The sequence below is a fragment of the Nocardia fusca NBRC 14340 genome (genome assembly GCF_001618425.1).
Taxonomy (GTDB): Bacteria; Actinomycetota; Actinomycetes; order Mycobacteriales; family Mycobacteriaceae; genus Nocardia; species Nocardia fusca.
The window spans coordinates 62,134-85,413 of the sequence record NZ_BDCU01000040.1 but is presented as its reverse complement, the minus strand read 5'-3'; the positions used below and the strand labels follow the sequence as shown (position 1 = coordinate 85,413).

24 protein-coding genes are annotated in these 23,280 nt (G+C 65.8%); 18 read left to right on the top strand and 6 right to left on the bottom strand.

The genetic code is table 11. The features are described from left to right. Positions 1-4: 4 nt before the first annotated feature. The 11 genes from NF4_RS38060 (at position 5) to NF4_RS25370 (ending at position 11,421) form a co-directional block, all read left to right on the top strand. Entirely contained in the window at positions 5-979 is a 975-nt protein-coding gene (locus NF4_RS38060) for a hypothetical protein (RefSeq protein ID WP_157120583.1), read from the top strand. Continuing rightward, a complete protein-coding gene (locus NF4_RS25415) occupies positions 976-1,851 on the top strand; it encodes a hypothetical protein (protein WP_063129899.1) in 876 nt (291 codons plus the stop codon). The genes NF4_RS38060 and NF4_RS25415 overlap by 4 nt, the downstream gene beginning before the upstream one ends. Positions 1,852-1,895: 44 nt before the next feature. Then, complete coding sequence (locus NF4_RS25410; protein WP_063129898.1) at positions 1,896-2,825, top strand: hypothetical protein; 930 nt, start codon at positions 1,896-1,898, stop codon at positions 2,823-2,825. 9 nt (positions 2,826-2,834) lie between these two features. Next, positions 2,835-3,725: a hypothetical protein gene (locus NF4_RS25405; RefSeq protein ID WP_063129897.1), complete on the top strand. Its 891-nt coding sequence runs from the start codon at positions 2,835-2,837 to the stop codon at positions 3,723-3,725. A gap of 80 nt (positions 3,726-3,805) precedes the next feature. Further along, positions 3,806-4,753, top strand: coding sequence for a hypothetical protein (locus NF4_RS25400; protein ID WP_157120582.1), 948 nt, complete (start codon positions 3,806-3,808; stop codon positions 4,751-4,753). Between the two features lie 144 nt (positions 4,754-4,897). Beyond that, on the top strand, positions 4,898-5,761 hold the full coding sequence (locus tag NF4_RS25395) for a hypothetical protein (protein WP_063129895.1): 864 nt from the start codon (positions 4,898-4,900) through the stop codon (positions 5,759-5,761). After that, positions 5,758-6,897 carry a hypothetical protein gene (locus NF4_RS25390; RefSeq protein ID WP_063129894.1) on the top strand — a complete coding sequence of 380 codons (1,140 nt, stop codon included), beginning with the start codon at positions 5,758-5,760 and terminating at the stop codon, positions 6,895-6,897. The genes NF4_RS25395 and NF4_RS25390 overlap by 4 nt, the downstream gene beginning before the upstream one ends. A gap of 9 nt (positions 6,898-6,906) precedes the next feature. Next, positions 6,907-8,787, top strand: coding sequence for a type IV secretory system conjugative DNA transfer family protein (locus NF4_RS25385; RefSeq protein ID WP_063129893.1), 1,881 nt, complete (start codon positions 6,907-6,909; stop codon positions 8,785-8,787). Next, positions 8,784-9,629 (top strand): DUF4913 domain-containing protein, encoded by an 846-nt coding sequence (locus NF4_RS25380; protein ID WP_063129892.1) that lies wholly within the window; start codon positions 8,784-8,786, stop codon positions 9,627-9,629. Before NF4_RS25385 ends, NF4_RS25380 begins: the two co-directional genes overlap by 4 nt. Next, complete coding sequence (locus NF4_RS25375; RefSeq protein WP_157120581.1) at positions 9,626-10,540, top strand: hypothetical protein; 915 nt, start codon at positions 9,626-9,628, stop codon at positions 10,538-10,540. The genes NF4_RS25380 and NF4_RS25375 overlap by 4 nt, the downstream gene beginning before the upstream one ends. 71 nt (positions 10,541-10,611) lie before the next feature. Continuing rightward, positions 10,612-11,421: an SAM-dependent methyltransferase gene (locus tag NF4_RS25370; protein ID WP_063130003.1), complete on the top strand. Its 810-nt coding sequence runs from the start codon at positions 10,612-10,614 to the stop codon at positions 11,419-11,421. Positions 11,422-11,497: 76 nt separating this feature from the next. Here the strand turns inward: NF4_RS25370 and NF4_RS25365 are convergent, their stop codons facing one another. From NF4_RS25365 to NF4_RS25345, 5 genes are all read right to left on the bottom strand, one after another. Then, a complete protein-coding gene (locus tag NF4_RS25365; RefSeq protein WP_063129890.1) occupies positions 11,498-12,316 on the bottom strand; it encodes an SAM-dependent methyltransferase in 819 nt (272 codons plus the stop codon). 22 nt (positions 12,317-12,338) lie between these two features. Then, positions 12,339-13,241 carry a helix-turn-helix domain-containing protein gene (locus NF4_RS25360; RefSeq protein ID WP_063129889.1) on the bottom strand — a complete coding sequence of 301 codons (903 nt, stop codon included), beginning with the start codon at positions 13,239-13,241 and terminating at the stop codon, positions 12,339-12,341. A gap of 296 nt (positions 13,242-13,537) precedes the next feature. Further along, positions 13,538-13,957, bottom strand: coding sequence for a hypothetical protein (locus NF4_RS25355; RefSeq protein WP_063129888.1), 420 nt, complete (start codon positions 13,955-13,957; stop codon positions 13,538-13,540). Beyond that, positions 13,954-14,454 carry a hypothetical protein gene (locus tag NF4_RS38790; RefSeq protein ID WP_198165479.1) on the bottom strand — a complete coding sequence of 167 codons (501 nt, stop codon included), beginning with the start codon at positions 14,452-14,454 and terminating at the stop codon, positions 13,954-13,956. The genes NF4_RS25355 and NF4_RS38790 overlap by 4 nt, the downstream gene beginning before the upstream one ends. Further along, on the bottom strand, positions 14,451-14,924 hold the full coding sequence (locus tag NF4_RS25345) for a hypothetical protein (protein WP_063129886.1): 474 nt from the start codon (positions 14,922-14,924) through the stop codon (positions 14,451-14,453). The genes NF4_RS38790 and NF4_RS25345 overlap by 4 nt, the downstream gene beginning before the upstream one ends. Positions 14,925-15,306: 382 nt before the next feature. Between NF4_RS25345 and NF4_RS25340 the strand changes: the two genes are divergently transcribed. The 7 genes from NF4_RS25340 (at position 15,307) to NF4_RS25310 (ending at position 20,345) form a co-directional block, all read left to right on the top strand. Then, the gene (locus tag NF4_RS25340; RefSeq protein ID WP_063129885.1) at positions 15,307-16,170 is read left to right on the top strand and encodes a DUF5753 domain-containing protein; all 864 of its coding nucleotides are present in this window, start codon (positions 15,307-15,309) and stop codon (positions 16,168-16,170) included. 5 nt (positions 16,171-16,175) lie between these two features. Further along, positions 16,176-16,580 (top strand): DUF397 domain-containing protein, encoded by a 405-nt coding sequence (locus NF4_RS25335; RefSeq protein WP_063129884.1) that lies wholly within the window; start codon positions 16,176-16,178, stop codon positions 16,578-16,580. 266 nt (positions 16,581-16,846) lie between these two features. Next, positions 16,847-17,713 carry an aspartyl/asparaginyl beta-hydroxylase domain-containing protein gene (locus tag NF4_RS25330; protein WP_063130002.1) on the top strand — a complete coding sequence of 289 codons (867 nt, stop codon included), beginning with the start codon at positions 16,847-16,849 and terminating at the stop codon, positions 17,711-17,713. Next, positions 17,710-18,579: a nucleotidyltransferase domain-containing protein gene (locus NF4_RS25325; RefSeq protein WP_198165478.1), complete on the top strand. Its 870-nt coding sequence runs from the start codon at positions 17,710-17,712 to the stop codon at positions 18,577-18,579. Before NF4_RS25330 ends, NF4_RS25325 begins: the two co-directional genes overlap by 4 nt. Beyond that, the gene (locus NF4_RS25320; protein WP_084533450.1) at positions 18,576-19,142 is read left to right on the top strand and encodes an SLOG cluster 4 domain-containing protein; all 567 of its coding nucleotides are present in this window, start codon (positions 18,576-18,578) and stop codon (positions 19,140-19,142) included. The genes NF4_RS25325 and NF4_RS25320 overlap by 4 nt, the downstream gene beginning before the upstream one ends. Beyond that, positions 19,139-19,696 carry an orotate phosphoribosyltransferase gene (gene pyrE, locus NF4_RS25315; protein WP_063129882.1) on the top strand — a complete coding sequence of 186 codons (558 nt, stop codon included), beginning with the start codon at positions 19,139-19,141 and terminating at the stop codon, positions 19,694-19,696. Before NF4_RS25320 ends, pyrE begins: the two co-directional genes overlap by 4 nt. Beyond that, positions 19,683-20,345, top strand: a complete 663-nt coding sequence (locus tag NF4_RS25310) for an HAD family hydrolase (RefSeq protein WP_063814705.1) — start codon at positions 19,683-19,685, stop codon at positions 20,343-20,345. Before pyrE ends, NF4_RS25310 begins: the two co-directional genes overlap by 14 nt. A gap of 15 nt (positions 20,346-20,360) precedes the next feature. On the opposite strand, the gene alaS is transcribed toward NF4_RS25310, so the two are convergent. Further along, positions 20,361-23,039: an alanine--tRNA ligase gene (gene alaS / locus NF4_RS25305; RefSeq protein WP_063129880.1), complete on the bottom strand. Its 2,679-nt coding sequence runs from the start codon at positions 23,037-23,039 to the stop codon at positions 20,361-20,363. Positions 23,040-23,280 lie beyond the last annotated feature (241 nt).

The following is a 23,280-nucleotide window of genomic DNA, read 5'->3' as shown; positions in this document are numbered from 1 at the left end:
GGTCGTGAGCGGCGGGGACCCGGTCGAGGAGAGCGGGCAGGCGCTGCGCACGGGGTTCGTGCAGGCCATGCAGACCGCGCATACGACCCAGGCTTTGTTGGCCCGGCGCGGTGGTGAGTCTCGCTCTCGCGAAGAACACGAGCAGCGGTTGTCGGCCAGCACAGCCAAAGAGCACCGTTCGCTCGTCGAGCATCAACTGCGCGTGGACCAGCAGACCGAAGCTCGGTGGTGGGATCGTCAGCTCAACCAGGCTCGCGTCGATGAGGTGCGGGCCCGCATTACCCGTGGTGGTGAATTGCATGCTGCGGAGATGCGGCGCGCCGAGGGGCAAATCGAGCGCGCGGACAAAGACCTTGCGCGCCGTGAGCGCGCCGGGAATCTCGAGAGCAAGCAGAAGACGACTCTGCACGATCATCAAGTCGCCGGGTATGTGAACCGGGAGCAGCGTGCTGCTGAGCTACATGAACTGGATGTTGCATACAAGAAGCTGCTGATCGATATCCGGCGCCGCACCGCGGGATTCACCGAGACCCTTAGCGAGCAAACCGGCCCTCAATCGGCTGCGGCGGTCACTTCCTCAGCGGCGTTCGCCGCCGCTTCCACCGGATCGGAAACCTCCGAAGGTTCCCGTGATTACCAGGCATTTCAGGAACGTTTCGTCGAGGACACCGGCACCGATCCTTACCAAGTACTCCGCGGAGCCCGCTCCTCACCCGGGTGGGCGCCGCCACCGATGCGGGCACCGCAGCGCGATGTCAACGGACTCATCGGGGACCTCTGCGTACTCGCCCACCTGCTGCCCCCGATCTTGGATACACCCCAACCCCCAACCGCCCCGGCGGGCCGGATGGAGAAAGCGGTCGAAGACGCAGGCCTCAACACTCCGATCGATGTCGAAGTCGTCGAAATCGCAGAAGAGACCGGCGCGCCGTCGGTGAACCTGCCGGTCCTGTGGACTGGTCCGGAAGCCGGACGATGAGCGACCAGTTCCAGACGTCCACAGATGGTTCCGGTTGGAAGGCCCGGCTGCTGAACCGGATCCGATACCACTATGCCCACGAGCACAAGCTGGCAGTTCGAGATACTCCGCGCTCGGAAGGGTCCCAGCCCGCGCTGCTGTGGGGCGGTCGAGGCCACCGGAATATCACCGACTACCACGCCCGGATCGAGGAGCTGGAGACCCGGGCCGCGGCAGCAGGATTACCCGAGGCAGCGCTCGCGTCGGCGCGGGCCGCCGGAATCGCGGACCGACCACTGGCCTCGAAGACACCGGACGACGCCGCATCCGAGGATTTGGAGCCGACGGAGGTATTGGCCGACAGGATCTGGCGGCTACGCCATACAGCGCTGGTGGTGGCCGAATACGACATCCGATCCTCGGACCATGACCTTCGCGCCGACCTGGCGACCATCACGGAGGCGGGCCGCAACATGGACGCCTTGTGGATCGCGGTCACTGCCGACATCGCCTCGGCCGACCTCAGCGTCGAGGAAGCGATAGCGCTGTGGGATCTCGACGAGCAGGGGTGGCGGCACTGCGGGCGTCTGGTCCACAACTACGACGACACAGTATTGCGTCACCGACTCGACGAGTCCGCCTCCCCTGAGATCCGGACACAGCTCGCCACCACCCTCACCGAGCACAGCCCCGATCGGATCGCCCACGCCATCCGGCTCGGGATTGCGCCCCCCGAACCGATCCCACTGTCCGAAACCGCCACCCAAGCCCTGCTCACCCTCCATAGGGCCGCCGAGTTACCGGACCAGGAATGGAGCGAGGGCCTCGGCTTCGAGCAGGGCCAAGACCCGTCGCTGAGCGCCCCCGAGCCCCCCGGTGGGCCCGACCTGTGACGACTGGGAGCGTGGCCGATCTATCGATACCGGAAGGATTTCCTGTGAGTTCCCAATTTCCCGAGCTCGACGGTCTATCGGGTTGGAAGATGCGGTTGCTGGAACGCATTCAACACAGCGTCGCACTCGCCGCCGACCTGTCCCGGATCCGAAGCGCGGACAGCATTCACTCCGGACGCGGAGATCCCACCACCCACGGTGGGTCGAACCTGGCTGATTTGTCGGCACTGCACGGTTACCAGCGCGAGCTCGACGCCCGTGCTGCCGCCGCCGGAATACCGGCTGTCGCGATCCAGCGAGCCCACGAGGCCGGCCAAGGCGGGCGGACCTCGCCGGAGTGCCTCGACCGGGATGCTGTCGCCGGGGAGGCAGCCACCGACCATCTAGCTGATCGGATCTGGCACCTCGAACACAGCGCGCTGGTACTGGTCGAATACAACCAGCGCACCGACACCCGCCAGATCGTGGCAGACCTCGAACTGCTCCGCGATCTGGAACGATCCATGACCGCCGCGTGGTTCGGCGCCACCGAAGGCATCGACTTCGCCGGTCTATCCCTGGCCGAGGCCGGCGACCTGTGGGACCGCGACACCGCCTCGTGGCAACCCCTCGCCGAGCTCGTGCGCGGCTACGACGATAGCGGCTTGCGCCGACGGCTGCACGACTTCACATTACCCGAGATCGAAAACACACTGCGCCGGCTCGGCGGGCCCGACGAAGCCCGGGTCGACCACGCGGTGAACACCGGGACCGCACCACCGACCCCCTATCAGCTCGTCGAATCGGCCACCGACGCGCTCCACGGCCTCGACTATCCCTCACCCACTCGGCACCAGGGGGTCAGCCCCGGCCTGGATCACCCGGAGGTGGAGAGTGCATCGGCAGTCCAGCTGACATGGACCGAAGCCGCCGCGCCGGATCTGGAAACTGGCAACTGTCCGCCAACCGCGCCGGACTTCGGGCCTGGAATGTGACGGCCGCTGATGTACACCCCGACCGAATTCCAGGCGCATCTGCTGCGCGCTGTGCAGAACTTGGCATTCGATACCGCACAGAAACGCAACCACAACCGGATCACACCGATTCAGGCCGCGCAGATCGACATCGTCGACTCAGCCGGAGCTCAGATCGAGGCCGCCGCGCTCGCGATCGGCATACCGAGACCCTGGGTGGACTACGCCCGGATCGCGGGTGGCCAAGGTCAGCGTTGGCATCCCCGCCAGCAGATGCTGTCCGGTCGGCATGCCACGCGCAGCGAATTGCTGACAGCCCACACTGCGCGCATTCGGGAATTGCAGAAGATGGCCGCCACCGCAGCGGCCTACCCACCGCGGATGGGTGCGGGCCCCGACGCGGTCGCGAAAGTGCGTCAGGTCCTGGGCATCACCTGGCAACGGGCCGGGGCGATCGGTCACGCCCTGGCATTGACCCGCGATGAACGCCACCAGTGCTGGCAGCCCGGGCCGCAGCAATGGTCTGCTGCCGTGGCCGCTGCGGTGAACACCCTCGACGACACGGCCCTGGCCGCGCGTTGGGAAGCGATGCACACCAGCGACTTCACTCCGCTGGCGATGCCGATCATGGTGCTGCAAGGCGCGGGCATCACCCACGACGACATCGCCCGGCAATTGCCGTTGTCGCCGGACCAGATGGTCGAGCATGCCGCGATCGCCCTGTTCGGCGCACCGGAACCGCGATCCCTCGACACCACGATCGCTGGCACTAGCAGGACACGCGGTGGTGGCCTCATCGCCACCGCGATCGACGCCGCTGCCCTCACCACACCCTCCGGAGCGGCCGGCGAATTCGACGCGACAACAACCGCGCCGCCCGGCCCCGGCTCGGAACCCGCCGATATCGGACCCGAGCCATGACAACCACCCATTCTCGCGGGCCCCTGCCCGCGCACCCACCACCCGGGCCGCGCGCGGCCAGCTGTATCGGAGGTCACGCCATGACATCAACCAAACGCCCACCGGTGACGGTGGCCGACTGGCAGACACAGTTGCTGCGGCGCATCCACCACCTGGCCGGCGAATACGCCCGCACCTACGCCCGAGGCCCGCAAGGTTACGGCGGCCACGACCTCGACTCCGACCCCGAGACAGGGTGGCGAGCGCACCTCGACGTCCTCGAGGCCGCGCGTGAACATACCGAGCAGGTCGCTGTTACCGCGGGTGTGCACCCCAGCGATGTCGATGACGCCCGCCAGCGGGGACTGTTCGGGCTCGCGGCACCGCAGCAGCCGCCGGTGCGCGAGGGTATCGACCGCACCGGGGAGATGCAGGATTTCTACCTCGACATGCTCGGCCTCGATCTGTGGCACCTCGAACGGATGGCCAGCCTGCACGTAACGCGGACACACCGTGCCGCTCAGGGACACAGCGAACTGCACGCCGGACCGATGGCGCTACGCACCTTCGCAGACAACATGGCATTGCGGTCCCAGCGGGTCACCGCGCTCGCGCACGTTCTGCGAGTGACAGACACCGAAGCAGCGGCGTTGTGGGGGCCGGGAGCCACCAGCATGCGCTACTGGCACGCCGCCGCACATCAGCACGCCAGCGACCTGGACCTGGCCGCCGAATGGCACAGCTACAGCCGACCCTCTGCCGAGCTGGCAACTCCACCCTACGTCCCCGATCTGGAAGGAGCCGCACTCGGATTCATACCCCCCACTCCGGAATTGATGCTCGACGCCGCCACCGCCACTCTGCACACCGAAATCCTGCACACCGCCACCGAACCCATCGCGGCACCCGGGCCGGGACTCGTACACGCCGCGATCAGCGAAGCTGTCGACGCCGCGATCCCCGGTACCGGTACATGGATCGTCGACCAGCCCGAAACAAGCCCGGAGGCAGTGGCACCGCACCCGGGTGACATTGGCACCGATCCCTGACCTTTCTGGTTCACGCATTCTGTCGGTGACCGGCCACGGGGACGGCCGCGCTCAATCGAACCTCACTCCCAGGGGACATCCACCACACATCCCACAGTCCGCGCCGACACCGGTCCGGGCTGTGCGAGACGAAGGCACAACGCGATGTCCGACAACACCGAAGACCAGCCTCAATCATCCAACGATTCCCGGCGCACGCGGAGCGCGCCTACGCCAGAAGAGGCGCGCCAGCTGCTGGGCGCCTTGCGCGAGTTGCGCCGGATCGGTGCACTCCCGCACGACATGCGCACCGGACCTGTCACCGCCGACTACGGTTCTCGCGCGCTCGAGGACGCCCGGCACGCAGCACGGCTACGTGAAGTGCAAAACCTGTCCGCAGTCCGCTCACAGGCCGATAAACAGGGCACCGGCCGATCCACGACACGCAAACTCGATGCCTCCGAATTGGATACCGCACTGGCCGAATCGCGGACGCTGGCGCGCAACGCCGGAGTCAGTGTGGAGGATATCGCCGCGGCCGAAGCAACGGGGGCCACCGGCGCGACATGGATGGATGCGCCGTCGCATCGGTGGCTGGGCCGCATCGAACAGCTCACCGACGAACTCGCCCAGGCCCAAGAGAGCCTGCACCTGCACAAGAAGACATTGTCCAGCATGATCGACAGGGCCGTCGCGGCTGAATCCACAGTCGCCCGCCAGGCCGAAGATTTGGCTCACACCGACAACTACATCCGATCGATCTGGGAGACGCTGAGCACAGCGGAGTGGGAACTGGGCCAGTCCCTCACCGTCGTGCCCGAGCTGACCCAAGGCGTCACACCGCCGGCGGACCCGGCATCAGATATCGACCCGACAGACCGCGGTTCCGGGTCCACGATCGGCTCAGCGATCGACTCCGCCCTACCCGAGGGCGACGCCGCGCCCGATATCTGGAAACCAGAGCCTGCGCCGCCGCCGGATACCTCTCCCGATAACGCCACCGATCGCGGTACGGGGGCGGAGTCGTGAACTGGCCAGCGCAAATACCTACCCGGACCGATCCCGCCTACTATGCCGACGCGGAGTCGGCAGCCGAGGCGCAGTTGCGGGCCGATTTCACCCACCACTATCAGCTGCGCCTGATCGCTGCCTACGGTGAAACTCCGGCCGACAAGATCCGGATGTATCGGGATGCGCACCGGCTGGCCGACAAGTGGGCAAGCCACGAGCGCCGCGATATGCGCACGCTGTGGCGTCAACTGCAGGGTGCGGTCGCGGGGTGGGAGGCCCGTCCGCACGCGACTGCGCGTGCGTTCGATCGGATGGCGACATCGGGCCAGCTCGGAGGTGTTGCGGTCGATGGCATGGTCTGGCGGACCTTGGTCCAAGCCTGCGATATCACCGGACACGGTCCTGAGCCGATCACCGGGTCCGAGCAGGACGCGGTGCGGACCCCTGCCCGCGCGGCCCACCTCGATGTGGTGGCCGACGCCGACAATACGTCGGTTCTCGATCGGGCCTTCGGCCGCGGATTCCTCGACAAACCCGCTGTCGACCCGGGAGCAGACGCCATCGGGGCGGAAGCGATCGCGGAACGCCCGGGCGAGCAGACCGTCACCGGTGCCGGGGCCGAGTCGATCGTCTCCGCCCCGGCACCTCAGACCCTCGATGCCAGCGTCTTCGGTGAAGCACTCGCACGGCGCCAAGACCGGCAAATCGATGCACTCCGACGGTTGCAGAACGCCATGGCAGAACACAGCCGCCTGGCAGATGAGTGGGGTCCGGAAGTGCTGTTCGGTGGGCGGATCCTGCGACTGGAACAGTTGCTTGACCACGGCCGGGCCGCCCGACGCGACGCCGCGCGAGCAGGTGTCCCCACCAGCGAGATAGATCAGGCCTACCGGGCCGGGCTTACCGGGGTGTCCTGGCACGAACGCCCCGGCCACCTGCTGCTGGGACGCATCGATCACCTTTCCCGAGAACGCGACCGGATGCTGGGCCGGATTGAACCGGGAGCCGAGGAAAGCCGGGCAGGTCTGGACATAGACGCCGCGATCACCGCCGTAGCCTCGCCCACCGGCTACGGGCACGGAGACTGGGACAGCACAGCGGACAGCATCGAGGCCGACCCGGCCACCTCCGACCGAAGCCTCGAACTGTCGTAGGACCTGGCGATGTTTTCCGCGCGGGAAACCCGACGCCGCACCAAACGTGGCCTCGGGGAGGAAACCTCGCTGCTGCTGATCGCCGCGGCCGTGGTTGTCGCCGGGCTCGCTGCTGGAGCGGCGCTGGTGATCGGGTCGTGGTGGGCGGGCGGTTCGGTGACCGGGAATCCGGTGGCCGCGCTGCTCGAGTTGGCTGCCGGGCGCCGCAGGTGGCCGTGGCAGGCAACGATCGTGCTCGTCGCGATCGCCACGGTGATGGTGACCGGCAGCGTGAGGGCGTGGCGGTGGCTGAGGACCGGCTCCGAACTGGATGCGGCAGCGCGGACCATGCAACGACCCGCCGACATCCGTATCGGCCGCGTCGAAGACAACGAGGCGGCAGCGGTGCGACTGCTACAGGACGCCGCACCCGAAATCAGAGCACTACCGGGCCCACCGCTGGGTGTCACTGTGACAGCAGGAATCGCCCTGCATGTTCCTGCCGAACTCGGGGTGACGATCGCTGCCGGGACCCGGACCGGCAAGACGATGGCGTGGGCGATCCCCGCGGTGCTGTCCGCGTGGGGACCGTGCCTGGCCACCTCGAACAAACCCGACTTGTATCGGCATACCGTCTACGGCCGCGAACGGCGCGGCCGGGTCTGGCTCAGCGACCTGCAGGCAGTGACCGGGAAACCCGAGTGCGGCTTCTGGGTCGATCTGCTGGCCCAAACCGCCGGTTTGCCGGCAGCACGGAAATTGGTGTCGTTCTTCGTCTCCGCATCCACCGGTACCGCAGCGCAGGCCGCCAACGCCAAGGTCGATTCCTATTTCGACGGTGGCGCTCAGGAACTGTTGTCGCTGTATGCGTTCGCCGCCGCATGCGCGGGCGGGGACCTGCTGCATGTGGCCGAATGGCTCGGCCGTGACCAGGATCAGACCCCGGCGCTGATCCTGCGCCATTGCGGTCATCCCCGGCCGGCCGAACGGATCCTCGAGGCGCAAGCCCTTTACAGTCGTCAGCGCGACGGCCTCTACGACATGGCGAGACGTTTCCTCAACGTCACCTCCGACGAGGGCTACGCACGCATGGTCACCCCACCGCGTCGAAAAGTCCTTCGGGCCAGCGAAGTTCCGGCCGAGGACGGCAGCGGGACGATGGCGATCTCCATCGATATCGCCGAGGAATCCACGCTCAACCATGATCTACCGGAGTTCAAACCGGTCGAATTCGCGAACTCCAACGACACCTTGTATGCGCTGTCGATGGCCGGCCCCGACGGCGCGACTCCACTGACCTCCGCGCTGGTCGGCCAGATCCTGGAAGCGGCATTGAACACCGCCCGCGCCCGCCCCGACGGCCGCCTCACGGTGCCGCTGCTGGCAGTACTGGACGAGGCTGCCAACTGCGCGCGCATCGGTGAACTCCCGTCGTACTACACCTACGCGGGTGGCTGCGGAATCATTCTGATGACGATCTTGCAGGTCCTCGAACAAGGCGAAGACCTGTGGGGTGTAAACGGGTTGAAGACGATGCGCGCCCAGTCGATCGAGGTCTACGGCGGCGGAATCGCCGACACCGGGTATTTGGAGCACTGGCGGGCGATGGCCGGCCAGCACGATGTGGCCGACCGCTCCCGCAGCCACGGCGCCGGCGGGGTCAACCGGACTCTGACCTGGCGGCCCGAACCCATCCTCGACATCGCCCAGCTCGCCGCCCTGGCCAAAGACCGCGCCCTGGTCCGGCTACCCGGCCACGGCCCCGTCCTGGTCCGCAAAGTCTGGTGGCAGGACACCGAATACGCGCCCCTGATCGCCGCGTCGCTCGCCCGCTTCGCAAAGGCCACTGCGACCCCGATCGAACTCCCCACCGCCACGAACTCGCCCCCCGGATCGGAGGATCCTTCATGAACGCCCCCACCACGCCTGCCCGGCCGCCGACACCGCCGCGGTACTCCCATTTCGTCGACTTCGCCGAGGACTGGCTGTTCCCGTTCATCACGCTAAGGCTGGCCGAAGCCCACCGCGAGAACACCTACACCTGGTGCACCCAATGGTGGTCCCACCGACCCGTCGCGGTCCGGATCGCCCACCTACACAGGGCATTCGAAGCCACCCGACGCAGCCGCAGCGGAACCGGATTCAGCAACCTGGTCCTCAACCATATCGATCCGCACCTGCGCTGGATCCTCGACGCCGCCAACGGCCCCTTGCACCGCTGCACCCGCACCGAACATGTGCCTACCCCGTCGCTGCCGTTCACGCCGGTGCCGGAGAACTGGTTCCCACCACCGAAAACACCCGAGCCCGGCGGTAAGCAGCCGCAGAAGCGGTTCGGCCATTACCGCGACTTCGTCGAACAGTGGCTGCTACCGGTCACCGCCGTCCGGATCGCGGCCAACAACAGGGAAGGCCAATACACCTGGTGCACCCAGTGGTGGCGCCACCACACCGTCGCGGTCCGCTTTGCCGGCCTGCACACCGCATTCGAAGCCGCCCTCGCCAGCGACGACCACACCGCCATCTCCACCCTGCTCGCCCGCCACATCGACCCCCACCTACGCCTCATTCTCGACGCCGCCAACGGGCCCCTGCACCGCTGTACCCCCGACCGGCACACCGATCTGGCCGGCCTGGCGGGCGCCCCGGTGCCCGACAACTGGTTCGCCCTGCCCGGGGCCCGGACACCGGTCGACCGGCTCGGGTTCGGCCCCGACTTCCGCGCCCTCACACGACAAGGAACTACTTCATGAAAACACCCACACCAGCCCAAACCGCTGTCCTGAACACGCTGCACGCACAGTCGGCCGCTATCTCGAGCATGCTCACCGACGCCACCCGCCACCAGCAACACACCGGCACCCAACCACCGGCCTCCTGGTACGAAGACTTCCACGACCGCTCCGTCCTACGCGAAGCCCTCACCGACGCCGCCCACGCCGCCGCACTACCCCGATCCTGGATCGACCACGCCCGCACCTGCGGCGAGAACAATCAACCCTGGCGCGGCTCCGACACCCTCCCCGCTCCGGAACCTGCGGACCTCGACCGTGTCCTCGGCGACCTCACCGCCGACGCCCACAGGCTGCGTGACTGGGTCACCCTGGACGCGGTCTACAGCCGACTCGACACCAGCCACAGCCCACACCTGCGCAGCCGGTTCGACCGCAACCTGCATTCCCTGCACTACCGGACCAACGCCGTCGCCAACCTCCTCGGCCTCGGCGACGCACACGGCACCCTGCTCTGGGGCACCAGCCAGGACTGGATCACCGAGGGCACCCAGACGCTGAACCACCTGTCCGCCGACCAACTCGCAGAACGCTGGCGCACCGCGACCCGCGCCGACACCCGCTCCTACGGCCTGCAAACCGTCGCCGTCACCGGCGCCGACATCCCTATCGGCACCAGCTCGGCACTTCCCGACCTCGACCACATCAAGCAAAGCATCGCCGCCGCCACCGACCTGCCACGCGACCTGCACCTCAGCGCAGGCGCGGACATCGACGCCGCAATCCACGCCACCACCCCCGGCCTGGAGGAGCCGGCGAGTGGGCCCGGTGTCCAACCACCGATCTTCAGCGCCGTCGACGGCACCACACTCCCGACCGCACCTTCAGCGACCAACCGCGCACAGATCGAAGCCACCGGCCTCGGCATGTGAACCGGAATGCCCGGCCGGAACAGGTCAGCCGCACCGCCCTATCGAACCAGCACACATCCCAGGAGAAGAAGATGCCCGCACCCCGCCGCACCCCGGCCCGGACTACCCAGCCGGGCCGACTCTACAACTACTACCTCAGCGGCAGCGTCCAGGACGACGCCGACCGCATCGCCGGTGAGGAAGTCGAAAAAGTCACCCCCACAGTGCGAACCATGGCACGCACCAACCGAGCGTTCATGCACCGCGCCACCCACTATCTCGCCGAACACACCGGTATTCGCCAGTTCCTCGATATCGGCAGCGGCATCCCCACCGAACCCAACCTGCACCAGATCGCACAGGCCGTAGCGCCGACTGCCAAGATCGTCTATGTCGACAACGACCCGGTCGTGCTGACTCACTCCCGCGACCTTCTGACCGGGATATCGCACGGCCCAGTGACGATCATGGAAGGCGATATCACCCAGCCCGATACGATCCTCAACGCTCCAGTCCTCCATGAGACCCTCGACCTCGAGGAACCGGTCGCACTCTCGCTGATCTCGGTCCTGCACTTCATCAGCGACCGCCACTATCCCCTCGAAGCAGTATCGACACTGCTGGAAGCTCTCGCACCTGGCTCGTACTTGACGATCAGTCACAGCACCGCAGATTTCGACCCACAGGGCACCAGCGCCGCTGTGAAGGTATACCGCGCAAGCGGCATGGACCCTCAACCCCGCACACGCGCGGAAATCGTCCGCTTCTTCGACGGCCTCGAACTCGTCGCGCCCGGAATCGTCACTCCTCATCGATGGCGCAACCCACGCGGCGACACAACGGGCATCACCGATGCCGATGTCGGTTTCTACGCTGCCTGCGGCCGGAAACCGATGCGCTGAGATTTCTATTCGGCTGCACGGGTTCGATCACAACGTATGCGCTGGCCGGCAATACCTCGTGTAGAGGGCATTGCCCTCAGGGAACCCGGCCGACCGCGGCGAAGTTGCATGGTCGCGCTGGGTCCGTGGTGTCGACCGGAGCCGTGCGGCGCCAATCACTGGCGTAGCTGATTCCCGGCTCCACCACGTCGAACCCTGCGAAGAACTCGGCGAATTGCGCGCGAGTCCGCAGCGACACCGGGTCCAAAGTGTCACGGTAGGCGGCGGCACCGGCAGCGACCTGCTGGGCGGTGTCCGGTGCCGCGTCCTCCAGGCTGACATGGGTGATGGCGATATAGCTGCCCGGTGCGAGAGCATCGCGGAGCCGGGCGACGAGATCGGCCGGTCGATCGGAGTCCGGGACGAACGGCAGGATGGACACGAGCAGCACGCCCACCGGCTGGGTGAAGTCGAGCAGCCGCACCGTCTCCGGGTGATGCAGGATCGGGTGGGGCTCGCGGAGATCGCCGGGAACCATGGCTGCCGTGGCGGTCACGCCTTGATCGACGAGTTGTTCGCGTGCACGCACGATCGCGTCGGTATCGATATCGGTATAGACAACCCGAATACCGGGGTCGATCGCGTGGGCGATTTCGTGAGTGCTGCCGCCGGTGGGAAGCCCGGAGCCGACATCGAGGAACTGCTCGATTCCGTTGCCGATCATGTAATCGACTGCTCGGGCGAGGAACCCGCGGTTGTGGCGAGCCCACACCGGGAAGATCGGGATGGTGTCGTAGAGCCGCTCCATGAAGCGCCGGTCGGCGTCGTAGAAGGTCTCACCGGTCAGCATCGCGTGATACATACGAGCCGACGTCGGTGTGGAGGTGTCCAGTTCACGGGGCATGCTGTCGGTCATGGGTCCCTTCCGGGAAGAGGTTTCAGGCGCGAACGGTGGGGCGAGAACGCAAACTGCGTGCGATGTGCTCCATGAAAGCTCGTGAGTCGGATTCGGACAATGCGGTCGCGGCGAGACGGGAGAACACGCGCTCGCGGGCGGCCAGTGCGGCCTTGTCGTCGATGTATCGCAGCTCGCCTTGGGCTTCCACGACCGCCATTTCCAGATCGCCCGCAGCGCCGGGAGAGGGGACCCTGATCAGGACGTGACGATCTTCCATGCCGGCTCCGGGAACGGCGTGCGTGAACGGCATGACCTGCAACAAGATGTTGCTGTGTCGTTCGGAAAGCTCGATCAGGTGCAGGATCTGGGCGTACATGACCATGTCGCTGCCGTAGGTGCGCCGCAGACACGACTCCGACAAGATCATGTGCACCTCGGGTGCACCGCGTTTGGTCAAATTCTCCTGCCTTGCCATCCGGGCCTGCACATACTCATCAACCGTGGGGCCGTCGCCGGGAAGATCGGCGACAAACGGCTCGTGCAGGGCACGGATGTAGTCGGGATGCTGCAACAGGCCCGGAACGAGTTCGGCGCCGGTCTCACGAATACGGTCGGCCTGGGCTTCCAGGTCGACCAGCAACCGGAGTTCGTCGATATAGGCGCGGCGATAGCCGGTGTTCCAGAAACCGCGCTTGTGGTTGTCGCGACGCAGCTCCAGCAGGGTCTCGATGTAGACCTCATCAGCGAATCCCAGGCCCCGGGCGAGATCCTTCAGGTCGCCCGCAGAGATGGTGCCCGAACCGGCGACGATGCTGTTGATCCGTGACTGCCCGACCTCGATGAGCTTGCCCGCCTCAGCCTGGCTCAACCCGGCGACACGGATCATTTGGTCGATCTCGCGCCCGAGCAGCAACTTGCGGGCAGTCCGCAGAGCACCAGCCATAGCTCCCCACCATTGGCCAACAAACGATTACCCGACCCGCATCTACAGAACCTGATAATCAGGAAACATCTACCAGCGCACAGTATCATGATCGGCTGCGTGCTGGTGGTGGATCGAGGCTCGCCGAATCTCCCTGGCCCCGGCCACCGAAGCGTGCGACCAGGTCAGCATCGGGTTCGCGAAGGTATCGAAGCCAGGTTTCAAGCGCGCCGAGCTTGGCTCGTGTCGCCGCGAATTGACGACCAAGAGGTGTGGCAGGCCGCCAGGGGTCGAGACGGATTCGACTACAGCGATGGCTATTGCGGTAGACGGCGGGTGCCGCAGGCGAGGTCGTCGGCGAGGTCTTGGTAGGCGTCGCCGAGTTCGTCGAGGCGGTCGCACGCATCCTTGTACAGGTGTATGGAGCGGGAGGGCAGTGCGAGGTAGGCGTGTGCGGTGTGCTGGGCGAGTTGGTCGATGACCTGGCCCATTGTGTGAGTGTGCACCTTCGCGGCGGGAAACGGTACGGGGGTTGCCTGTTGTATCCATTCGTCGATCTCGCGCATCAGCCAGGTTCGCCGCCAATCAGTATCTTCGGTGTGACAGGCGGGGGTGACTTCTCGGATTTGGTGCAGTGTGGCGAGTTCGGCGGCTGCGTCGAGCACAGCGTGTTCGGGGATGACGGGGAATCCGCGGCAAGCAGCCAGGATCATGTCTTTGTCCGGCAGGCTGCTCACCAGTGGCCTCCGAGGGCGGGGAGGCGGCGTGATCGATGCAGGACTGCGGTGGTGAGATCGGTGTATTCGTCGGCGAGTTCGGCGACGCGGGTCCATGCTGTGTGGACGCAGGGGTCGATCGGGTCCAGGGTCATCAGCAACCGGTAGGCGTGGACCTGGGCCGCTACCAGGTGGTCGATCACCTGCCCGATCGTCTGCGCGTGCAGAGTCGCTGTGGGGTGAGGTGGCGGTAGCCGATGGTCCACCCATGCATCGATCGCCCGCACCAGTAGGTGGCGGCCCCACCGGATCCCGGTTGCGGCACCACCTTCGGGGTGGGACTGGTCGTGCAGGCGGCTCAGTCGGTGTGTGTAGGCGGAGATGGGGTGGTTCCCTGTAGGTCGGCCTCGCATCGCGATCAGTAGTTCGTCATCGCTGGGAAATGTCAGCTCCGGCAACGCCGTCGGCCCGCCGGGTTTTGCCCGGTCACCGGATGTGCGCGCGGTGGATGGCATCATCTGCTCAGATCCGATCCGTTGTGGTGGTTGCGTGATTCGGTCAACGCCGTGTCGACGGCGTGGAGCACGGTGGCGATCGCCGGAACGGATTGAACGTCTTGGGGCGCGTTGACCCAGTACCACCCGCTCGGTGTGTCCGACATCGGCAGCCATACGCGACTTCCCAGGGGCAAGATGCGGACACCGTGGCGCGCCAATGCTTCGATGCGACGAGTGCCGAGGGCGCGTCCTCGGCCCGCTCCGATGAGGAAGACCCATTCGCGTCCGGGCCGGGCATAGGTGAGGATCGGCACCGTGCACGTGTCGCCGGTGGCCTGCAGAGTGGCTCGCCCCAGCATCGGGGGCATCGCGATCGCGCCCAGCGCCGTGGTGGTTACCAGCGAGGTCCGGTTAAACGACACCTGTACCGGGAAACCGCGCATGGAGTAGATGTGGGCGACCTCGCGGGGCCCGTGGCAGTTCTCGAACATCACCGCCCTCCCGCGTGGAGCCGGATGGAACCAAGGACTATGGCTGCCTGCGTGTTGGGGGTGGGCCGGGGTCGCCAATCGAGTCCTCCCGTGAATTGCTGCACGGCACTGCAGTAGCACCGCGCCGAGGACGCCGGCCGGGTGCCTGCCTGGGCGGGCGGTGGCAGGTGGGCGGTCGAGGAGTTGGTCGTGCGGTGCCTGTCGATGTGTTCAGACATGGGCGCGTGCCCTCCGGGTGGGTTGGAAGCTGTCAGGGAAGGTGACCGATAACACTTCGGACGTTACATCTGACAAGTTGTCAAGACAACACTCAGTCCAGAATTCGGGCGGGTTGTAAGATTGGCCGGTCCGCAGGTGGAGTCCGCTAGTGAAGGAGTGTCCGATGGCATCGAAGTCACCGACGGTGGCGCGCTGGGAACTCAGCCTGCGGCTCAACGAGTGGCGCAAGCAGCTCGGTATCGACGTGGAAACCGCCGCGAAGTCGCTGAAGATCTCCCGCAACCACTGGTGGCAGATCATGAGCGATCGGCGCGCGCTCACCGACGACCACTTCGAAGGCATGCTCACGCTGTTCGGAATCGCCGCCAAGGACCAAGCCGAACTACGTCAGCTACGTGCGGATGCCCGCGACCGGGGTTGGTGGTCGGAATACTCGGGGCTGTTCAGCGACGAAACCCGGCGGCTGTTCGGGCTCGAACACGGCGCCCAAGCAGTCCACAGCTACGAGGGGCTGCTCATCCCCGGGCTCCTGCAAACCGAGGACTACGCCCGCGCCATCATGGCCTCCGACATCGCACGCATCCGCCCCGTGGACTCCGAACGCTACATCGAGGCACGGATGCGCCGCCAGAACCGCCTTACCGGCCCCGACGCCCTGCAACTGACCGCCGTCATCAGCCAAGCCGCGCTCGTCCAGGAAACCGGCGGACCCACAGTGCTGCGCGAACAGCTACTGCACCTGGTGAAACTGCTCCACGACCCGGACGCGAACATCGACATCCGAATCGTCCCGTTCACCGCGCGGATGCGCCCGATCCTCAGTGGATCCCCGTTCCATCTCCTCGAGTTCGCCAGCCCGATCCTGCCCATGCTCGTCTGGCACGAATCCGTCGCCGCCCACGGCATCATCGACGACCCGTCCCGGGTGCGTGAGCTGCGTATCCTCTACGGCCAGCAACTGGAATCAGCGCTGAGCCGTGAGGACTCGACAGCGATGATCCAGCACACAGCAGATGGGATAGCCTGACCGGTATGAGCACCACCGAGACCGTCAATGCCCTACGGACCGGATGGTTCAAATCATCGCGATCCAACGACGGCCCCAACTGCGTCGAAGTCAACCTCGACGCCGACCCCGTGCTTATCCGCGACAGCAAATACCTGCGCGACCCCGCCAACAACCCACAACACCAGCCCGTCATCACCGTGCCGGCCGACCGATGGGCCGTGTTCCTCGATCACGTCGTCGGCCAACTTGGCGAACAGCCCCTTGAGGTGCCCAGCCTTCCTGCCATCCACCAGCACTCCAGCGGCGAAGTGAGCATCACCGCCGCCGATGGCGCCACCCTGACCTACACGCCACCTGAATGGGCCGCCTTTGTCGCAGGTATCCACGACGGTGAATTCTCGGCCGGTCAGGCGACCATGTACGTGTAGGAGGGGGACTGTGGATTTAGAGGGAGCTTCCGGCCTGATTCGCTGACCGGACGCTTGATTGATGGTTTGTGGTTGAGGCGATGCACGAGGCGGGTCACTTTTACCAGCTGTCTCAGCCCGCGGTCAGCAACCCGACATCGGCTCGCCGGGTGAGCAGCCCTCGCCGGATCGCTCCGGCTTGGGATAACCGCGCGAGACCTGTCGGACTGTTGTGTTGTACTGCACGAGAATAGATTTCATTATCGATCGAGAACAGGCAGGTGGCGATGGCAGCGACATCCGCGGTGGGGCTTGACGATCTCGTCGGGCAGATCGCATGTCTGGATCGGGTCGAGGCGGCGACGCTGGATCGAGTACGGCATGAGGTGTTGACGGTTCCCGACGATCGGGAGTGGGTGGCCGAGTACGGGGAGTTTCAGTCCGGAGGGTGGTCGACGTTGTCGCTGATCAACGATTCGGGCGACCCTCGCGATGTGCGGATTGCTGATTGTTCTCCGCGAGCTACGAAGCTGCTCGAGCAGATGCCGGTTACACGGGAGTTTCTCTTCTCGTTGGGGTTTCGCTACATGTGGGCGCGGATCGCGCGACTGAGCGCGCACTCCTTTCTGTGGGAGCATCGCGACTATCAGGATCTCGACGGTTCGGCGCGGGTGCGATTACATGTCCCGCTGGTGACCAACAGCTCGGCTGTCCTCGTCGCCGCCGGAGCTCGAGTCCGGCTACATGCCGGGCGGATCTGGCTGTTGAGGCCGACCCACGCTCATGGCGCCGGCAATCTGCTCGGCCCGGACCGATACCACTTGCTGATGGATTGTTACCTCGACGACCGACTGGCAGAGGCAGTCGAGGACGCATGGTTGGAGTCCGATGATGTTGAACCGATGCCCGTAGCCACGCCCGAAGAACTGTCGCGCCGGTTCGAGCAGGCGGTGACACTGGCTGAGTTGGGTTACCCGTCCGCCGCTGAGAAGCACCTGCTGCGACTGTTCTACGAGCGCGCCCTTCCGGAGGGTCAGGTCTACGACCTGATCACGGACCTCTACGGCCGGCTGGACGACATCGAGAGTGCTCAGCGGTGGCGAGCGAACAAGCATATGATGCTCGGCGAGGTCGCGTCGGGGGTGCTCGCGTGAGCACTCCTGGCCTGCGTCACTTGCTGGAAACAAACCGACCTGATCAGTTCGCGCTACTAGAGGCAGCGACCGAACTGTTCACGCGCAGCGACGCGGTGACCGATCTGCTGGTGCGCGGCTCGTTGGCTCGTGGCACCGCGGATCGGCTCTCGGACGTGGACTTCGTAGTGGCCGTCGAGGATGCGAAGTTCCCGCAGTTCGTCTCGGCGCTGAACCCACTGGTCGCGACCGAACTCGGCGGAATCTTGCCCGGATGGCGCGACACGATCGTGGGCGACATGGGTGGGCTCGGATACGTATTTCTGCTCGTGTGGGCGGATCACCTTCAGCAGCTGGACCTCTACGCTGTTCCCGCGAGCCGTCTGGCGCGAGTGCGTGAACAATCGGTGTGCCAGACGGTCTTCACTCGCGACCCCAACGCCATCCACACCGTCGATGACGATACGAGCCAGTTCGTTACGCGCGTCGCGCGCCAACCTTCCGACTGCGAGAACCTGCTGATCGAAGCCCTCGTGCTTGGGTATTTGACCCGTAAGCGAGTTGCGCGCGGACAGGACTTCATCGCCTATTCCGAGTGGTTCCTGTTCAACACAGCGGTTAAGAACCTGATCAAGACTGCGCTGGCTCCATCCTCGTCCTTCTACGGCTGGTATCAGCTGCATGAGGAGATCGGCAGGACTCCCCTCGGGCGTGACTGCCTCGATCATCTGACCGCGCTCGTCACCGCTACACCGATCCCCACTTCAGCCTCTGTCAGCGAGGGCCTGAACCGGGTAATCGCCATCGCGGAAAGAGCGATCCCGGAGGTCCTGCACACCCACCGTGACGCGATCGACGCTTATTGTCGCTATATGGAGCTGCGATGAGCGAAAAGAGAAAAACTGCAACCTTTTTCGGTGGTGTCGTGCCGGCTTCGGACGTCGAACGCGACCTCGCCTACAACATCGGCGCCGGCCTTGGTGCGGCGGGGTTCGTGCTCCAGCATGGCGGCTACAACGGTCTGATGGAGGACGCTGCTCGCGGGGCCGCAAACCGGGGCGGGCACGTGGTCGCTGTCTCTCTGGAGGGGATGAAGTGGGGTGAGTTCAACCCTTACATCGGTGCGAGTGTGCATCTGCCGACGATGGGCGAACGACTGCACCGGTTCCTCGACACCGCGGATCTGGTGATCGCGATGGGCGGCGGGGTCGGGACCCTACACGAACTCACCGCGGCGGTGTGGTATGCGGGGAACATTCGCCCCGTCCCAATATGGCTGTGCGGGCCGACCGCGCTGCGGCTGGCCGCGTTCCTACGGACCGAGCGGTGGCTGTTCGAAACACCGACACGGCCTCTGTCGTTCCTGTCCGAGATCCCCGACATCGAGGGATTCACTCGTGCATTGTCTGTGTTCGAGGCTCCTTCCGTGGTGTCGGCTGGTGACCGATGACGGTCTCGTCCGGGCTGGTGACCCGGATTCGGGAATCCGCAGTGCGGCGGGGCGGTTTCGTACTCGCCTCCGGTGAAGTCCTCGACGAGTACTTCGACCAATACGCGCTCGCCGCGGCCCCCGACCTGCTGGCCGAGGTCGCCGAAGCGATGGCGGGCCTGATACCGGCGGATGTCGATGTGGTCGCCGGAGTCGCCCTGGGTGGCGTGCCGCTGGCAGTGGCTGTGTCGGCTGTTACCGGCATCCCGGCCGCGTTCGTACGACCCGAACCGAAACCGTACGGTCTACGGCGGCAGGTCGAGGGAGACATCGCGAGCGGTTCTCGCGTAGTCGTGGTCGATGACGTGGTGCGCACCGGCGGGCAGGTCTACGACGCGATCAGAGCGCTGCACGGAGTTGGCGCGCGAGTGCCCAGGGCGGTGTGCGTCCTGGACCGTCGTCTTGGGGGTAGTGAGCTTCTGCGTGAAAACGGTATCGAGCTGCGCGGCCTACTGGACCCGGACATGCTTGAATATCTGCCCCAGCTCGAGGGGGTGTCGGATGCGGTCGGGTGAGCGACGGTATGCGGCCCTGTTCGACCTTGATGGCGTAATTATCGACGGCCGTGTGGCGACGGTGGACGCCTTGCGGACGCTGGCACAGACGTGGTCGCTGAGCATGGTGGATGAGACCGTGTTGGGTCGGTGCGCTGCGGTCCCCCCGATGCAGGCCCTGGAGATGTTGGGTGTGCCCGACCCTCGGGAGGTGTACTACGGGCATTTCGACGCGGCGCTCTCGGCTGCCGCGAGCGAAGGTGTGCTCGTGTTCGAGCCCGTCATCGCGGCGATGTCGGCATTGGCCGGCCACGGAGCCGGTGTCGGGATAGTCACCGCTCAAGCACGTAGCCGGATCAAGTTCTGGATTCCGCCGGCCGTCGCCGACCTCACCGACTTCGTCGTGGCCTACGAGGACGCGGTCCCGAAGCCGGCACCGGACGGAGTGCTCGCCGCGTGTGCTCGGCTCGGAGTACTACCGAGTCGGGCGTTCTTCCTCGGTGACTCCCCGACCGATATCACGGCCGGACGCGCGGCCGGAGTGTTCACGGTCGGCGCGGGATGGGGATTCGCCGGACCGGATGCCTTGCGGGACGCGGGCGCGGATCTGGTCCTCACCAGCCCGGACGAGGTCGGCCCCGAGCTGCTGTCGCATCTCGGGGCCGACTGAACACCTACCCTGAAGTCAGGACCGGGTCTTCTGCTCGACCAGCTCGCGCACCAGGCGCAGTGCCTCGTTGACAGCAAGAGGGTCGGTGCCCCCGCCTTGTGCTATGTCGGGTTTGCCGCCACCGCCACCCTTGAGAGCTTTGGACGCCACCCGCACGAGATCACCGGCCTTGAGCCCCTGCTGCTGGCCGCCGTCGCTGACGGCGGCGACCACCACGGGTTTGTCGTTGGACAGCGCGGTGAGCGCGACCACCGCAGCGTTGCCAGCAGACGAGAGGGACTTTCGTACGTCCAAGACCACACTGCGCAGTTCGTCGGTGGTGGCAGGCTCGGACAGATGCTGGGTGACAACCGAAACACCACCGATTGTGGTGGCGTCGCGGCCCAGATCCTTGGCGAGGTTGTGCAGTAGTTCGTTCCGGAAGCGTCCGATCTGCTTCTCGGCGTCGCGGAGCTGCTTGACCAGCGCAGCGACGCGGTCTCCGATTTCGGGGGTGGGCACGTTCAGGATGTCGCCCACCTTGACCGCGAGTGCGCGTTCCTTGGCGAGGTAGCGGTAAGCGTCGATGCCGACGTAAGCCTCGACGCGCCGCAGGCCCGACCCGACCGAGGACTCACCGATCACGGTCAGCGGCCCAACCTGCGAGGAGTGCCCGACGTGGGTGCCACCGCACAGCTCACGCGACCACTGCCCGCCGATCTCGACTACGCGAACGTCTTCATCGTAGGTCTCGCCGAACAGCGCGAGCGCACCGATCTCACGAGCCTTGGGCAGTGGCATGTACTCCACGGCCACAGGCAGGTCACGGCGGATGGCGAGGTTTGCGACCTCCTCGACCTCGGTCCGGGTTGCGGCTGAGAGGCCGCCGGTCCATGAGAAGTCCAGGCGCAGGTAGCCCGGCTTGTTGTAGGAGCCGCTCTGCAAGGCGGTCGGGCCGAGTACCTGGCGTAGGGCCGCGTGCACGATGTGTGTTCCCGAGTGGGCCTGACGCGCTCCGAGGCGCCATTCCGGGTCGACCTGGGCCAGCACTGCCGCGCCCTCGGTGATCTCTCCACGCCGGACCTTGACCTGATGAACCCAGAGCTTGCGGGCGACCTTCTGGACGTCGAGGACCTCGAGGTCGACCCCGTCGGCGGTGATCACCCCGGCGTCGCTTTCCTGCCCACCGGCCTCGGCATATAGCGGGGTGCGGTCCAGAACGAGTTCGATGATGTCGCCCTCGGCGGCCGACTGGATGCGTTCGCCGTCGCGGACGAGCCCGCGCACCGTCGCCTCCGAGGTGAGTTCGCCGTAGCCGGTGAACTCGGTGGGGCCTTGCGCGAGCAGGTCACGGTAAACCCCGGACTCGCCGTGGCCGCCGGACTTGCGGGCGGCGGCATCGGCCTTGGCGCGGGCGCGCTGCTGGGCCATCAGCTCCCGGAAGCCGGTCTCGTCCACTTTTAGTCCGGCCTCGGAGGCCATCTCGAGTGTGAGATCGATGGGGAACCCGTAGGTGTCGTGGAGCTGGAAAGCCTTGTCGCCAGGCAGGACACGAGCGTCAGCCTTGCGTAATTCGGAGGCGGCTATGTCGAAGATCGCGGTACCCGAGCGCAGCGTTTGAGTGAAGGCGGCTTCTTCGGCGACAGCGATACGGTCGATGCGCTTGTGCTCGGTTTCAAGTTCGGGGTACATCGGGCTCATCGCCTTGACGGTGCGCGCGACCAGCTCGTGCACGACCGGATCGTCGGATCCGAGGAGCTTCATCATGCGCACAGCGCGCCGCAGGATGCGGCGCAGGATGTAGCCGCGTCCCTCGTTGGAAGGGGTGACGCCATCTCCGATGAGCATGACACTGGTGAGGATGTGGTCGGCGACCACCCGCAACCGTACATCCTCGGTGACCCCGGCACCGTACTTGGCTCCGCTGAGCTCAGCCGCAAGGTCGAGGATCTGGCGGGTGGTGTCGATGTCGAAGATGGTCGGCACATTCTGGAGCAACAGCGCCATGCGTTCGAGACCGAAGCCGGTATCGATATTCTTCGACGGCAAGTCCCCGAGGATCGGGTAACCCTCTTTGGCGGGGCCTTCGCCGCGGATATTCTGCATGAACACGAGGTTCCAGATTTCGAGGTAGCGCTCGTCGTTAGCGACCGGTCCGCCCTCTTGACCGAAGTCGGGTCCGCGGTCGAAGCAGATCTCCGAGCACGGCCCGCACGGGCCGGGTACACCCATCGACCAGAAGTTCTCCGACATGCCCAAGCGCTGGATGCGATCCTTGGGCACCCCGACATCACGCCGCCAGATGTCCTCGGCTTCGTCGTCATCGAGGTAGACCGTCACCCACAACTTCTCCTCGGGCAGCCCGAGCCCGCCATCACTGACCGAGCTGGTCAGGAACTCCCAGGCGTAGGGGATAGCCTTCTCTTTGAAGTAGTCGCCGAAGGAGAAGTTGCCGAACATCTGGAAGAACGAGCCGTGACGGCTGGTCTGGCCGACTTCTTCGATGTCGACGGTTCGCACACATTTCTGCAAGCTCGTCGCCCGTTTGTACGGGGCGGGGGCTTCGCCGAGAAAGTACGGTTTGAAAGGTGCCATACCCGCGTTGATCAGCAGCAAGGTCGGATCGTCAGCGATCAACGATGCTGACGGTACGACGATGTGGCCTCGCTTCTCGAAGAAGCTGAGGGCGCGGCTCCTGATGTCGGCCGAGTACATAGACGCCTTCCAGACTGGTCGAGGGATGTCGTAGCCCCGCCCCTGATCGGGCGAGCTGGGTCAATCACTCATCGTAAGCCGATCGGGTTCCACCGGATTCCTCGCCCTACCTCTGGCTAAAGCGATCGTATGAGTTCCGTGCTGCGCAGATGTCTCGCATGCCAGAATTCGGCTGGACCGTCGAGGTGCAGTGATGAGCAGTACAGGCGGTGCACGCCCAGGTACGTGGCGTGATTGGGTG

Excerpts from the sequence above, each read along its gene's own strand:
- NF4_RS25335 (WP_063129884.1), top strand. The coding sequence starts at position 16,176 with ATGAGCACCACCGAGACCGTCAATGCCCTACGGACCGGATGGTTCAAA.
- NF4_RS25310 (WP_063814705.1), top strand. The coding sequence starts at position 19,683 with ATGCGGTCGGGTGAGCGACGGTATGCGGCCCTGTTCGACCTTGATGGC.
- pyrE (WP_063129882.1), top strand. The coding sequence starts at position 19,139 with ATGACGGTCTCGTCCGGGCTGGTGACCCGGATTCGGGAATCCGCAGTG.
- NF4_RS25415 (WP_063129899.1), top strand. The coding sequence starts at position 976 with ATGAGCGACCAGTTCCAGACGTCCACAGATGGTTCCGGTTGGAAGGCC.
- NF4_RS25330 (WP_063130002.1), top strand. The coding sequence starts at position 16,847 with ATGGCAGCGACATCCGCGGTGGGGCTTGACGATCTCGTCGGGCAGATC.
- NF4_RS38790 (WP_198165479.1), bottom strand. The coding sequence starts at position 14,454 with ATGATGCCATCCACCGCGCGCACATCCGGTGACCGGGCAAAACCCGGC.
- NF4_RS25320 (WP_084533450.1), top strand. The coding sequence starts at position 18,576 with ATGAGCGAAAAGAGAAAAACTGCAACCTTTTTCGGTGGTGTCGTGCCG.
- NF4_RS25345 (WP_063129886.1), bottom strand. The coding sequence starts at position 14,924 with ATGTTCGAGAACTGCCACGGGCCCCGCGAGGTCGCCCACATCTACTCC.
- NF4_RS25370 (WP_063130003.1), top strand. The coding sequence starts at position 10,612 with ATGCCCGCACCCCGCCGCACCCCGGCCCGGACTACCCAGCCGGGCCGA.
- NF4_RS25400 (WP_157120582.1), top strand. The coding sequence starts at position 3,806 with ATGACATCAACCAAACGCCCACCGGTGACGGTGGCCGACTGGCAGACA.
- NF4_RS25360 (WP_063129889.1), bottom strand. The coding sequence starts at position 13,241 with ATGGCTGGTGCTCTGCGGACTGCCCGCAAGTTGCTGCTCGGGCGCGAG.
- NF4_RS25385 (WP_063129893.1), top strand. The coding sequence starts at position 6,907 with ATGTTTTCCGCGCGGGAAACCCGACGCCGCACCAAACGTGGCCTCGGG.
- NF4_RS25395 (WP_063129895.1), top strand. The coding sequence starts at position 4,898 with ATGTCCGACAACACCGAAGACCAGCCTCAATCATCCAACGATTCCCGG.
- alaS (WP_063129880.1), bottom strand. The coding sequence starts at position 23,039 with ATGTACTCGGCCGACATCAGGAGCCGCGCCCTCAGCTTCTTCGAGAAG.
- NF4_RS25375 (WP_157120581.1), top strand. The coding sequence starts at position 9,626 with ATGAAAACACCCACACCAGCCCAAACCGCTGTCCTGAACACGCTGCAC.
- NF4_RS25365 (WP_063129890.1), bottom strand. The coding sequence starts at position 12,316 with ATGACCGACAGCATGCCCCGTGAACTGGACACCTCCACACCGACGTCG.
- NF4_RS25340 (WP_063129885.1), top strand. The coding sequence starts at position 15,307 with ATGGCATCGAAGTCACCGACGGTGGCGCGCTGGGAACTCAGCCTGCGG.
- NF4_RS25380 (WP_063129892.1), top strand. The coding sequence starts at position 8,784 with ATGAACGCCCCCACCACGCCTGCCCGGCCGCCGACACCGCCGCGGTAC.
- NF4_RS25405 (WP_063129897.1), top strand. The coding sequence starts at position 2,835 with ATGTACACCCCGACCGAATTCCAGGCGCATCTGCTGCGCGCTGTGCAG.